Source organism: Gordonibacter faecis (assembly GCF_030077735.1).
GTDB lineage: Bacteria > Actinomycetota > Coriobacteriia > Coriobacteriales > Eggerthellaceae > Gordonibacter > Gordonibacter faecis.
Genome location: NZ_JASJEU010000014.1, coordinates 122,529 through 135,489, shown reverse-complemented (window position 1 = coordinate 135,489; position 12,961 = coordinate 122,529). Strand labels below are relative to the sequence as shown.

The window sequence follows — 12,961 nt, the reverse complement described above, 5'->3', positions numbered from 1 at the left end:
ATCCGCGACGAGATGATTCTACCACGTCGCTCCACCGGGCCTGCCGCGCGTTGCTTGCGGGGTGGTGCCTGTTGGGGGTGGTTGGTGATAGTATGTGTTTGTTGGAAATCTATCGCAAAGGAGGCGCTATGGAGAAGGAATTGTTCGATTTCGTTGCTGAGCGCGCTGATGTCCTTGCTGCTTCGGAGGCCAGCAAGCAGGAGACGAAAGACGCTGCGCTTGCGTGGAAGAGCGCGGTCGAAGGCGCAGATGACGAAGCTATTGAAGCTGCCACGACGAAGTTCATCGACTTCCTTGAAGGAAGGCCGAACACCGTTGACGGTGTTATCGCCTTTGCACAGGGCCCTGCCGTTGAGTTGTTTGGCAAAGAAACCGCTGATCAGATTCTTGCCACGCAGACGGCGCGCAAGGAGCAAGGCGAGAAATACTGCGACTGCGACGCTTGCACCGCCGCAGTGGAGCTGCTCACGAAGTTTGAGCGCATCTAGCCTTTCTTTGTGTGCATCGGCGCGGCGCGGGACTTCGACCTCGCCGCGCCGATGAGACAACTATTCGTTTACGGGCCTGAGTTCTGGCCCGTTTTTATTTCCGCTGCGTGGAATAAACAGGGAAGCGCCCAGAGTTGCAGCCCCAACAATGCCAAACCACACAAGCGTTGCCGCAGCGGAGTTCGCGGCGGTGGCACCGGTGTAGAAGATTTGGCGGATACCGTCGCTTATGAAATGCTGCGGAACCCAAGGATAGAGCCAGTCCTGATAGAACGTTGGCAAAAGCTCGTAGGGCAGGTTGCCGCACGCCATACCGCCCGCGAAACAAATGAGGATGACCACTGCGCCAAGCGGTACTGCAACATCAAAGCAGCCGACGAACAACAGCATGAGGCAGAAACTCGCAAGCCACAAGAACAAGCCGGTATCCAAGCTCGGGATGGAAAGGCCGCTCGTCTCAAGAATGGCCGTGGTGCCAAACCCGACCAGCCATGATAGACACACCGCAAGCACGAACTGGATGCCGACGGTTTTCCAGCGTTCGCTACGTGAAGCGGTTTTGGGCGCGCGCGTGAGCGCATAGAGTGCTACCGAACAGATCATGGTCATGATGAAAGTGGGAATAACGGTGAACTGCAGGGCCATGTTGAGCGTGCCGCCGCCAATGCTTGCCTCGCGGGCACGCTCGACGGTGTAGGGAAGGCCTTGTTGGGCGAGCATGGTGGTGAGCATCGTCTCTACGGTGGAGGCGGCCATCGGGTGTTTGCCCTCGTCAACAATCACGGAGAGGGGGGCAATTGGGGGAGTGTCGGTTGCTGTTTGCTCGATCTGCGGAAGTGTCGACGGGGCTTCTTGCGGGTTCGAGGGGTTCGCCGTGTTTGCTACCGCAGCTTGAGCTGCTGCGATTTGGGCCGCTTGCTCTGCTAATGCTTGCGCTTCGGCCGCCTTCGCCTGAACGTTCGATGCGGAGAAGTCGGCGGGGATGACGACGGCCGCGTACAATTCCTCGTTCGCAATGGCTTCGTCGAGGGCTTCCTGTGAATCGTAGGCAGTCCATGCAACGGCTTGCGTTCCGGATTCATCGTCAGCTTCCGCTTCCGTGACCTGCGCCACGATGGCTTCGCCTGCATTTAGGTGGCCTTGAGGGGTTTCGGCTCCCGCATCGAGCGAGAGAATGCCAAGCGGCAAGTTCATCGGCTCGGCCGCCACCATGGGATACACCACCATCGACATGACACATGCAACCACCAAGAACACAACGAACGGCAGCGCATACCGCTTCTTTCCCAGATGCTCCAACATGTTGTTCCCTCCTGCTTCTCTTTTCCTCTGTTAAAAACTAGACAGCTGTCGTAATATGACTATAGGCGGCGCAAGCGGGGAAGAAAACAGGCAATCACAGTCCGAATGATGGGAACGAGCATGGCAAGACCGCGAAAAGACCAGCTGGGAGACCCAGTGCAGGAGCGCATCAAGGCGACGTTTTGGCAGCTGCTGCGCGAGCGAAGCGTCAACCACATCACGGTGAGCGAAATCGTGCGTGCGGTCGGCTGCAACCGCAACACGTTCTACTACCATTTCGACAGCGTGGAGAATCTCACGGCACGCGTCATTGCCGAAGCGATCCCGGTCGAGATCCCCGCCCTCGCCGAGGCATACTTCGCCGGCACGCTTGCCGATGTACCGCTTGACCAGGACGCACGCCGGTCAATCGAGCGTTTGTGCTTGCTGGTGGGAAGGGGAGGCTCGCCCGCCGCTGTACAACAGGTGAAAGAGGCGCTCAAAGCGGCATGGACCGAGCGGTTCAACATGGACAACACCCAAGAGGATGTCGCATGTGTCCTTGAGTTCATGGCGAGCGGCATCATAGGCATGCTTGGTTTCTGGGCCTCTCGCAACGGCGAAGTACCCCTCGACCGCTGCTTCCAAGCCGTTTCGTCCGTCTTCTCCAAACCCGCCATCGCCTTCGCGCAAGAACGGACAAGAAATGCCGCAGCTGAATAAAGGTGGTAAGCTCATTTTCGGCAAGTCGCTGATTCGAGATGACCTCGCGCTTTCGGCTCTCCGCGCGGGCGCAGGGAGGGGGACGAGCACCGGCCGCAACTTACAATATGACTACCCTCCTAAGCAGTGGAGGAGTACGACATCGCGTCCGAAGGTCGGGTCTCCTGTTTCATATCCTACAGGCTTTCGAACAAGTTGCGTGTCGAGACGAACATGAGATCGTCGCGGCTTCGCATCTTTTTCGCAGTTGCTGCTGTGACGGGTTCTTTTGTGAAGAGTGCGAGGTATCGTTTGTCGTATCCCTTCACCAGCGCTGCTCTTGCTTCAAGTTTTTCCAACGCCTCAGTTTCATTGAATGAGCTACGCCATTTGCATTCGCCAAGAAGTATCTTCCCCGATCGCTTATCGGCTGCGATAACATCGATATCCGCCTGCTCACGAACTGCAGGATCGGTTCCCCACCAGCGTCCAAACGAGGAGGCGAGGAAGGGGAGCCTGGCTGCCCGATTTTGTCGAGCGAGCCATTGTAGGCATATGTCCTCGAACCGTTTTCCTACATAGGTTGAAAAAACATCGCCGAAAGCCGTCGCTTGCGCTGCCGCCTGCCCGGCTCCATTTTCTATGGCACCCACGTTAGGACTCACGAATCGGTACCAATACGCGAAGAAAGGATCCCGAACGACATAAAGCGCTTTTCGGGACTTTTCGGGGTTCTCCCCGAACGGCACGATGCGCTCAATGAAGCTGAGTCCCTCTAATGTTTTCAGGTACTTACCCACGGACGCTTGCTCAATGCCTGCGGTTTCGGCGATGCGCTTGGGGGCGGTGGCTCCGCTCGCGATGGCGCTCAGCACGGAGTTGTAACTCGCGGGTTCGCGCAGCTCTTGGCGCAGAAGCATCATGGGCTCTTCGTAGAGCAGGCCGGCTTTGTTGAAGAACAGGTACTCAACGTTTTTTTCAAACGATGCGTCTTCGTCGATTTGCGCGAGGTAGTAGGGGGTGCCCCCGAACGCGGCGTAATATTCAATGCGCTGCACTTCGGTCGCCGAAGGGATCATGCGCGCTGCGTCCAGGTAATCGAAGGGTTGCAGCTTAATCTGCGCGGTACGCCGTCCGTACGGCGGGCTTTTTGCGCCCAGGACTTTGCTTTCCATGAAGCCTTCGTTGCTGCCGCTGAGGATAATCCGCGTATTCGTGCTTTTGAATTCGTGGTCGATGGCTATCTGCAAAGCGGAGGGCAGTGACGGCTCAGATTCGGCGGCATAGGGGAACTCGTCGAAAACGAAGAGCAGGGGGTTGTCCATGTTCTTCGAGCTATTCGCAATGAACGAAAAAGCGTCTGACCAGGTGGCGAACGACCCGGTTGACACGGGCAGATCAAAGAAGCGGTAGATGGCCTGCGAGAATGATCGCAGGTTCATTGCGCTGCTCTGCACTTGTGCCGTGAAGTAGAGAGCCGGTTTGCCTTTCGAGAATTCATCGAGAAGCGTGGTCTTGCCAACACGACGTCGCCCGTAGAGAACGACCATTTGGAAGCCCTTCTTCCGATAAAGCCGCTCAAGCGAATCAAGCTCTTCTTCACGCCCAACAAACATGACGCCCTCCTGCAACAAATAGCTGACTTACAAGTATCTTACTCGTAAGTCAGCTATTTGGCAAACGAGATAAGGAGATGGAGCCCGATTGTCTTTTTGGTGAAGGGTAAGGTACGTGCTTACTTGCGGAAACAAAAATGCCCGCCGAAAGTAATCGACGAGCATTCTTTTTTGTATGGTGTGCAGGCGAAACGCAGTGAGCCTTATTCCCACTCGATGGTTCCGATGGGTTTGGGGGTTAGGTCGTAGACTACTCGGCAGATGCCGGGGACTTCGTTCAAGATTCTTGCGGTGATCTTCTTGAGGAGGGTCCAATCAAGCTCCGGCACTTCGGCGGTCATGGCGTCGACGGTGTTGACGGCGCGGATGATGGCGGGCCACTCGAAGGCCCTTACGCCGTCGCGGACGCCGGTGGCGCGGAAGTCGGGGACGCTTACGAAGTATTGCCACACCTTGCCTTCAAGGCCGGCCGCCGCAAATTCCTCGCGCAGGATGGCGTCGGCTTCGCGCAGCGCCTCCAGGCGGTCGCGTGTGATGGCGCCGAGGCAGCGAACGCCCAGGCCAGGGCCGGGGAAGGGCTGGCGCTCTACCATGCTCTCAGGCAGACCAAGTTCGCGGCCGATGACGCGCACCTCGTCCTTGTACAGCAGCTTCACGGGCTCGCAGAGCTCGAACTGCAGGTCGTCCGGCAGGCCGCCCACGTTGTGGTGCGCCTTCACGCCGTCGGATTCAAGGATGTCGGGGTAGATGGTACCCTGCGCGAGGAAGCTCACCTCGTCGCCCACCTTGCGAGCCTCTTCCTCGAACACGCGGATGAACTCGGCGCCGATGATCTTGCGCTTGGCCTCGGGCTCGGCCACGCCGTCGAGCAGATCCAGGAAGCGGTCGGTCGCGTCCACGTACACAAGGTTCGCGTCGAGCTGGTTCTGGAACACGTCCACCACCTGCTCGCTTTCACCCTTGCGCATGAGGCCGTGGTTCACGTGCACGCAGATGAGCTGCTTGCCGATGGCCTTAATCAGCAGCGCCGCTACCACGGACGAATCCACGCCGCCGGAAAGCGCCAGCAGCACCTTCTGGTCGCCGATCTGGGCGCGAATCGCTTCCACCTGCTCGTCGATGAACGCCTGCGCTAGCTCGGGCGTGGTGATGCGCTGCATGTCGTCGGGACGCTTGTTCGGATCCATGGGGCCTCCTCGTGTTCGGTGATGTTCTGCGGAAATTATACGGGAAACCTCGCGCACGAACAGGCAGGCCACCTTCTTTTCACGCGAGAATCTTGACCGCGACGATATCCTTCAGCGGCAACACCCAACGCGTCCCCGCAGGCGCGCCGAGCGAAGTGTACACGCACTCCGCCAGAATGCAGTAATCGTCCACGTCAAGAATGCGTACGGTGTCTCGGCTGTGGGTAGAAAATTCCAGTTCCACGCATTGCCCGATCAGGCGACGCATGCTCTCGGGGTCCCGGTGGCTGCTTGCATTCGCTTGGCCGGTGAACGCCGCTTCAACGGTGCGCGCCAGGCGCTTCACCTTGCCATTGGTCAAGAGAAGCAACCCGAAAATCAGCAGGAGTAAGAAGCTAATCCATCCGTTCGCTTCCATTGCACTCAACCTCCTTCTGCGAGTTTTCATCCCTGTTTGCAGGTGAAACTATCATGAATCCCACAACCGACTTCATATCAACCAGCTCGGTCACCTGCCCCTTGAACGCGCGTTTGTAGGTTACGCGCGCCCAATCGGTGTCGACTTCCAGCACTTCGACATCCCCTTGGTGGGTTGGTAGGAGCACGCCTGGCGTCACGGCGATACGGCACGTGGCGCCTGCGAGCGACTCCAGCACGTGGAGGTCGGGCGCGCCTCCTGTGCTGCCGGCATCGCGACGTTCGTCTTCCTCCGCCACCGTAACAGTAACCTCATCACTCACCAAATCATCCAAGCTAATGTGGTAGAGCGCCGCAAGATCCTTCGCTTTGCTGATGTCGGGCGCGCTCGCGTCACTCTCCCAGTTCGAAATTGTCTGCCGCGACACGGAAAGCGCGCTCGCCACGTCCTGCTGGCTCATCCCGCTTTTCCGGCGCAGCTTCATGAGCTTTTGACCCAGCATAGGGCTCCTTTCTCGCCGTCTTCGCGTCCCATTATTCCAAATGACTTGGCGGCGGGAAGGCAAATATCGTTGGAATCTTGTCCAATTTGCTTGCGCATACCCGCCGGTTGGGTGAATGCGGGGGAAGGGGTCGTAAATGCGCGATGGGAACTCGGATGCCAGCGCCCGTTTCGCGCTCTCGTGCAGGAAGTGTCCAGTCTCCCGGCGCGCCCGCCCGCCGCCAGTCGCCGCGCGGGTTCCTCTTTCCTACTCTCTCGTACCGCGCCGCTGCGAGTTGTGGCATCATTACAACGATTGCGCGCGTGGGTGCAGAGCGAGGGGCTCTGCGGGCGAAGCGCGGGGAAGGGGCAGGCCATGGCCAGAGAGAACGACCGTCTGACACCGACAATGGGAGCTAAGGATAGCCCGGACGCGGTATACGACGCGCGCCCGCTTGGCGTGCCGAAGATGACGGTGTTTGGCCTGCAGCATATGTTTGCTATGTTCGGTGCTACAGTGCTGGTACCGGCGCTCACGGGATTGTCCGTGTCGGCGACGCTCCTGTTCGCAGGCTTGGGCACGTTGCTATTTCACCTGTTAGCAAAAGGGAAAGTGCCCGCGTTCCTGGGCTCGTCGTTCGCATTCATCGCGGGTTATGCGGCCATCGCGCCCAACGGCGAAGCGAACCTGCTGCCGTATGCGTGCCTTGGTGTGGCGTGCGCAGGTCTTTTGTATTTAGTGCTGTCGGCACTGTTTCGTATATTCGGCCCGGGGCGCGTCATGCGCTTCTTCCCGCCGGTGGTTACGGGCCCCATCGTTATTTGCATCGGCCTCATTCTGGCCAGTTCCGCCATCACGAATGCTTCGACGAACTGGCTCATCGCTATTATTGCGGTGGCGGTTATTGTGGTGTGCAACATCTGGGGCAAAGGCATGGTGAAAATTGTGCCCATCCTGTTGGGCGTGGTGGTGTCCTACGCCATTGCTGCGTTTGCGGGCGAAGTTGACTTCTCCACCGTGGCGGCCGCTCCGTGGATCGGGCTGCCGGTGCTCTGGGATGATACGGTGTTTGCCCTGTTCGGCGCTAATTTCGACACGGGGTTGGCCATTACAGCCATTATCACCATCATGCCGCTAGCGTTTGCTTCTATGATTGAGCACATCGGCGATATGTCGGCCATCAGCTCCACGTGCAACCGCAACTACATCGCCGAGCCGGGGCTGCATCGCACGCTGCTGGGCGACGGCCTGGCCACCATTGTGGCATCGCTGTTCGGCGCGCCGGCGAACACCACGTACGGCGAGAACACCGGCGTGCTGGCGCTCACCCGCGTGTTCGACCCGCGCGTCATTCGCATTGCGGCGTGCTTCGCCATCGCGTTTTCGTTCTCGCCGAAGTTCGCAGCGGTAGTGGCAGCCATGCCGGCGTGTGTCATCGGTGGTGTGTCGCTGGTGCTGTACGGCATGATTTCGGCCGTGGGTATTCGTAACTTGGTGGAGAACCACGTGGACTTCATGAAGAGCCGCAACGTTCTTATCACGGCGCTCATTTTGGTGTTGTCGCTGGGCATTGCCTACAGCGCGGCCGGTGCTATCATTCTGCCCGTGGGCGGTGTGACCATCTCGCTGTCAGGCTTGGCCGTAGGCTCCATCGTGGGTATTGTGATGAACGTTATTTTGCCTGGTCACAAGGCGGCCGTCGGCACTCCGCGCGAACCCGAGGAAATGCCTGAGATGCCTATGCCCCTAGAGGACATCCGCCTCGCAAGCGACTAACGTCGGATGTTGGGCCGCATGCCGAGGCGTGCGGCCCAACGAACCTGCGGCGTACAAAGAGATAACATACTATCCATTTCACCCTAAAACCACCACAAATAGATAGTATACTATCCCTATGAATATTCTTGCCGACATCAAAACACCCACCGATATCACCCAAGATCTCATGACGCGCGTGCGTGCGCGGCGCAAGGTTCTTGGGCTCACGCAACGCGAACTCGCCGAAACATCCGGTGTGAGTTACGGCTCCATAAAGCGCTTCGAAACAATGGGTGAAATATCCCTCGCGTCCCTCATCAAAATCGCCTTCGCCCTCAAGTGCGAATCCGACTTTGACGCTCTCTTCGCCCAGCAAGGCTACGCCACCATAGATGAGGTCATCAATGCCCGCAAAAACGCCCGCCGGTAGACACCAGTTCGACGAAGTTTCGCTGACGGTTGGTCTGGAAGGCCGACAGGTGGGAACGCTTGCACTCACACCCGATGGGCTCGCTGCGTTTGCCTATGACGAAGCCTGGCTCGCTGAGGGTTTCAGCATCAGCCCGTTTAGCTTGCCACTCGAACGGCGCGTATTCGTCCCTAAACTTCACCCGTTCGATGGGTTGTTTGGCGTGTTCGCGGATAGCTTGCCTGACGGGTGGGGGCGGCTTCTCGTTGACCGACTCATTGCCCAGCAAGGTGCCGACCCCTATGAGGTCGACCAGCTCAATCGCCTGGCCATCGTGGGTTCTTCGGGTATGGGCGCGCTCACGTACGAGCCGCAGACGGAGTTCGCGCGGCCTGAACAGCTTGAAGATTTGGACGCCATTGCGCAGGAATGTGCCGCCTTGCTGGAAACGGGAAAAACGGATGACCTGGACGAACTCTTCGCACTGGGCGGCTCTTCCGGTGGTGCTCGACCAAAGGCGCTGGTGAAGATTGAGGGGGAGGACTGGATTGTCAAGTTTCCCTCGTCCTACGATGCGCCAAACATTGGAGAAGTTGAGTATCGGTACTCGCTGGCGGCGGGGGAGTGCGGCATTGTTATGCCTGAAACGCGCCTCTTTCCGTCCAAGCGGTGTGCAGGATACTTTGGCGTTAAGCGTTTTGATCGCATGAAGGGCGGAAAGGGTGAAGCGCCTCTTCGCGTACATGTGGTTTCGGCAGGTGCGCTGCTGGAAGCGTCGCATCGTGTACCAAGTCTCGATTACCGTCATCTTATGAAGCTGACTCTTTCACTCACCAAAAGTATGACCGAAGTCGAGCGCCTTTACCGTCTCATGTGTTTCAACGTGTTCTTCGGTAATCGAGATGATCACGCCAAGAATTTCTCGTACCTGTACGCCGTGGCAAAGGATCGGTGGCTCTTATCGCCTGCCTACGACCTCACGCCGAGTGCTGGCATGAACGGAGAGCATGCAACAACGGTTGATGGCAAGGGCCGCTCCATCGAAGAAGCCGACCTGGTGGCGGTGGGTGTAGCTGCCGGCTTACCCCAATCTCGATGTGTCGCAATAGCTCGCACTATCCGTGAGGTGGCGGGGGATGCGGGAGTCAAAAGGTAAGCTTCAAAATATTAGCAAACTGCTTGTATATTTTTCAAAATTCACCTTTACATGAAACGCGAGCAATGGCTATACTGTCGAGCATGTCATTTTGTCGATTATATTCGACACGCATGCAACCAAGTGAGGAAGAGAAGACGATGCGGCAAAGCAGCTATCGGAATAAGAGCCAGAGCGTCGCTGCGGCGGGGCTGTCGGTTCTTCTTGCAGCAAGCCTAACGCTGGCTTCTGTAGGGTCGGCCTTTGCGGTCGACAACGAAAACCTCGCGGGGGGGGGGGGGCTCTAAGCCTTTAACCTCCGCAGGTCAAGACGCAGAATCGGAAAAAAATGCGTCGGGTGTTACCCAAATTCTCCCGTCCGGTCAAACGGTCGGTTCCCTCCCTCTCTCGCAGGGAGAATCCAAAGCTTCTATCGGTTCCCTCCACTATGATGGCCTCGTGTATGAGGTGTGCTCCGACGGCGTTTCGGTTGCACTTGTTGGATGGTATGGAACCGCTCCCACGGGCACCATCACGGTTCCGGCCCAGGTCATAAGTGGGGCCGACTCTTACACCGTCACCTCCGTAAAAAGTTTCGCAACGGAAGGCTCACCCGCTGACCTTTCTGCTGAATCTCTTGCGCTTCCCGATACTATCAGTGATATCGCAGACGGGGCTTTCAACAGCTGCCCGTCGCTTGCGCGCATCACCATCAATTCCCAAAACGAGAACCTCATGTCGTTTGACGGCATGGTGTTCACGAAAGATATGGCTCAACTCCTGTCCATTCCCGAGGGCAAGGAGGGCGTTGCCCACATCCCCGACCCAACATCTCTTGTCCCGGCTTCCGCATTTTCCCGGTGTGTGAGGCTTTCCCGCATTGAGGTTGGGGAGGGCAACGCCAATTTCACCTCGTGGAACGGTGTTCTCTATAGCAAAGATAAGAAAACGCTGATTGCGTATCCACCAGGCGTGGGTACCTCAGCGGTCATCCCGGCCGATGTTGAGGCGCTTGGCCCCGATGCGTTTGCTGGGTGCGAAGCACTTGCCTCAATTGCCGCACTTGGTTTTGTGCGCGACATTGACAGCAAGGCTTTTCCGGAAGAGGTAAAGGCTTCTGCTGTCGTGGCGCTTCCCTCGGGTGAGGACTACGACGCCCGCAAGGCCGTGTGGGAGAAGGCCGGTTTTGGGAACTTCTCCGCGTCGGCCAAGCCCGGCGATACGGTGCACCCTGGCGCAGATTCTTCTGACGGACAGAACAAAGACGATGAAAAGGCGGCAAGCGGGTTCGCTTACACGCTGCTTGATGATTACACCCTCTCCGTTTCCTGGGAGGGTTCCGAAGACCCTGCTGCTGAACTGGAAATTCCCGCAACAGCTGAGGTGAACGGAGCCTCCTATCGCGTGTCTTCGGTTGCTGCGAATGGGTTTTCCAACCGCGCCTCAATCACGAGCGTGAAACTTCCTGACGGTGTGACCTCCATCGATGAGGGCGCGTTTGCGGGGTGCACTTCGCTTGCAAGCGTCACATTCCCCGAGGGGTTGCGCGACATTGGCGCACGAGCCTTTGAAGCCACAGCGCTCACCGACGTGTGGCTTCCCGCAAGTGTGACCTCGGTTGACTCGCGCGCTTTTGCGGCCTGCGGGTCGCTCACGCGTGTTGTAGCTCTGGCCACCCCGGCGGTGGCGGAAGATGTGCTTGCCGGCTGCACCGGCGTATCGGTGTACTGCCCCTATAACGCAGAAGGTTCTTATCCCTGGATTGTGGGCCTTCCGTCGGCGGGCAATCACCTTTTGCCTTACGGGGTGGAACTGGCGGCTGACCCACTATCCCTTGAGACGGGCCAGGAAGCAGATCTGCTCGAAGGTGGCCTTTTGGAAGTCCCCGAGCCCGTGGAAACTTCCTACTCCTACGCCGCCTCTCCCTTATCAGTTGATGCTGGCACCGTTTCGGCAAAAAAGGCGGGCGCAACCGACGTGACCGCCGTGCTCTCATTGGATGGCGAAGAACTCGCCCGCTCAAGCCGGACGGTGGAAGTGGCTGCCGGCCCTGACGACGATGAGGATCTCTCCGGTTCAGACATCCCCATGATAAACAAGACGGAGTCGCTCATCCCCGGAATCTACCTTGCCGAAGCTCGCGCCTCGGCTGTCAACGTGACGGCCCCTATCGCGGTTACGTTCGGGGGTGCGGGCTACGACGTGTCGAAAGCGCAGTCAAGCCTGACTGCTTCCGCAACGTTCCAGAACAATACTGACACTTCCGTTACCATGACGAAGATCGATTGTAACAATCAAGGTGCCGCGACCTTGCTGGAGGCGACGTCGGGAACGCTGGATTCGCAGAAGCTGTTCAGCCTGTATCCAGGAAGCGACACCGCCAAGGCGGTCAGTTTCGGCTACGGCACTGGCGTGAACAGCGCTACTCCAGCGTCCGGTGCGTTCGATATCGCGGCGAGCGATATGCTCGACTGCACATTCCGCCTGAACCTCAGCAGCGCGAAGGTCAAGGCGTCAGCCGCGGACGGCGGTGCGACGGTACAGTCGCTCGCGAACGTGTCCTATACGTTCGAGGCGAACGAATCGTTCTACCTCCTCGATAAGGCGTCAGGTACGAAGTACGACCTGACCACCGTGAAGGCCCATGCAGCCGATATCTCATCGAAGGGAACGGGCTCGTCGTACTACTCGAAGTACAACGCCTACATCGCCGACGACAGCAAGTACGAATGCTGGACGAAGTGGGGTGGCGTCCTTTATGAGGTGCGTATCATTGGCATTTATCATGATGAAAAGACTTCCGGGGGCAAGGCAGGCTTGACGTTCCAGTTCAAGAACCTGCTGAATACGACGTATCGCATGAATTCCACGAACACGAATACGGGCGGTTGGGGAGCGAGCGAGCTTCGGGCACGGATGAACCCCGGCACGGACTCGGTTGCCAATGGCACCGACGACAACGCCATCTGGAACCAAGTGCCGAGTGATTTGCAGAACGCCATCGCTCCAGTCAAAAAATATTATGGTCCAACGTATAGTTCAACTGCTTCAACGGTCAGCACGTCCAACGACAGCCTCTTCCTCGCCAGCTATCGTGAGCATTCGAACACGATCTACAGCGGTGGGAACTACGCAGGTAAAGGGTGGATATCGGCAGAAGGGTCTCAATACGAGTATTGGCAGGGCAAAGTGCCCAATAACTACGCTGCCAATGCGAGTTTGGTGAAGGGTCTCCAAGCGACTCCGTCGACGGCTGTCTATTGGTGGGAGCGTTCTGTGAATCCGGGCACCGACACGGGTTTCCTTCATGTGGGCGCGAACGGCGACCCGACCGGCGGCTACAACGCGAGCAATGCCTATGGCGTGTGCCCCTGCTTCTGCCTCTAATCCAACATCTTGAATCTGCCGGGGCTGTGTCCCCGGCAGAGGTTACGAATAAGGCTCGGCCACCGGTTGAACAAAACGGGGTCTCGGGCATGCGAAACC

Annotated in this window: 11 protein-coding genes; 6 read left to right on the top strand and 5 right to left on the bottom strand. The window is 58.1% G+C overall.

The features are described from left to right. Positions 1–128 precede the first annotated feature (128 nt). Positions 129–488 carry a 3-hydroxyisobutyrate dehydrogenase gene (locus tag QNJ86_RS08305; protein WP_283832143.1) on the top strand — a complete coding sequence of 120 codons (360 nt, stop codon included), beginning with the start codon at positions 129–131 and terminating at the stop codon, positions 486–488. A 60-nt stretch (positions 489–548) separates the two neighbouring features. Here the strand turns inward: QNJ86_RS08305 and QNJ86_RS08300 are convergent, their stop codons facing one another. After that, entirely contained in the window at positions 549–1,790 is a 1,242-nt protein-coding gene (locus QNJ86_RS08300; protein WP_283832142.1) for a DUF3533 domain-containing protein, read from the bottom strand. Positions 1,791–1,910: 120 nt separating this feature from the next. Between QNJ86_RS08300 and QNJ86_RS08295 the strand changes: the two genes are divergently transcribed. Beyond that, positions 1,911–2,492: a TetR/AcrR family transcriptional regulator gene (locus QNJ86_RS08295; protein WP_283832141.1), complete on the top strand. Its 582-nt coding sequence runs from the start codon at positions 1,911–1,913 to the stop codon at positions 2,490–2,492. Positions 2,493–2,668: 176 nt separating this feature from the next. On the opposite strand, the gene QNJ86_RS08290 is transcribed toward QNJ86_RS08295, so the two are convergent. The 4 genes from QNJ86_RS08290 to QNJ86_RS08275 all read right to left on the bottom strand — a co-directional run bounded on the left by QNJ86_RS08290 (position 2,669) and on the right by QNJ86_RS08275 (position 6,194). Next, complete coding sequence (locus QNJ86_RS08290; protein WP_283832140.1) at positions 2,669–4,087, bottom strand: ATP-binding protein; 1,419 nt, start codon at positions 4,085–4,087, stop codon at positions 2,669–2,671. Positions 4,088–4,290: 203 nt separating this feature from the next. Then, complete coding sequence (guaA, locus tag QNJ86_RS08285; protein WP_283832139.1) at positions 4,291–5,274, bottom strand: glutamine-hydrolyzing GMP synthase; 984 nt, start codon at positions 5,272–5,274, stop codon at positions 4,291–4,293. Positions 5,275–5,353: 79 nt separating this feature from the next. After that, positions 5,354–5,692 carry a hypothetical protein gene (locus QNJ86_RS08280; protein WP_283832138.1) on the bottom strand — a complete coding sequence of 113 codons (339 nt, stop codon included), beginning with the start codon at positions 5,690–5,692 and terminating at the stop codon, positions 5,354–5,356. After that, positions 5,670–6,194, bottom strand: a complete 525-nt coding sequence (locus tag QNJ86_RS08275; RefSeq protein WP_283832137.1) for a helix-turn-helix transcriptional regulator — start codon at positions 6,192–6,194, stop codon at positions 5,670–5,672. Before QNJ86_RS08275 ends, QNJ86_RS08280 begins: the two co-directional genes overlap by 23 nt. A gap of 354 nt (positions 6,195–6,548) precedes the next feature. Between QNJ86_RS08275 and QNJ86_RS08270 the strand changes: the two genes are divergently transcribed. The 4 genes from QNJ86_RS08270 to QNJ86_RS08255 all read left to right on the top strand — a co-directional run bounded on the left by QNJ86_RS08270 (position 6,549) and on the right by QNJ86_RS08255 (position 12,862). Continuing rightward, positions 6,549–7,949, top strand: coding sequence for a uracil-xanthine permease family protein (locus tag QNJ86_RS08270; protein ID WP_283832136.1), 1,401 nt, complete (start codon positions 6,549–6,551; stop codon positions 7,947–7,949). A 118-nt stretch (positions 7,950–8,067) separates the two neighbouring features. After that, positions 8,068–8,361 (top strand): helix-turn-helix domain-containing protein, encoded by a 294-nt coding sequence (locus tag QNJ86_RS08265; RefSeq protein ID WP_283832135.1) that lies wholly within the window; start codon positions 8,068–8,070, stop codon positions 8,359–8,361. Continuing rightward, the gene (locus QNJ86_RS08260) at positions 8,336–9,496 is read left to right on the top strand and encodes a type II toxin-antitoxin system HipA family toxin (RefSeq protein WP_283832134.1); all 1,161 of its coding nucleotides are present in this window, start codon (positions 8,336–8,338) and stop codon (positions 9,494–9,496) included. The genes QNJ86_RS08265 and QNJ86_RS08260 overlap by 26 nt, the downstream gene beginning before the upstream one ends. Positions 9,497–9,934: 438 nt before the next feature. Beyond that, entirely contained in the window at positions 9,935–12,862 is a 2,928-nt protein-coding gene (locus QNJ86_RS08255; protein WP_283832133.1) for a leucine-rich repeat protein, read from the top strand. Positions 12,863–12,961: the final 99 nt, after the last annotated feature.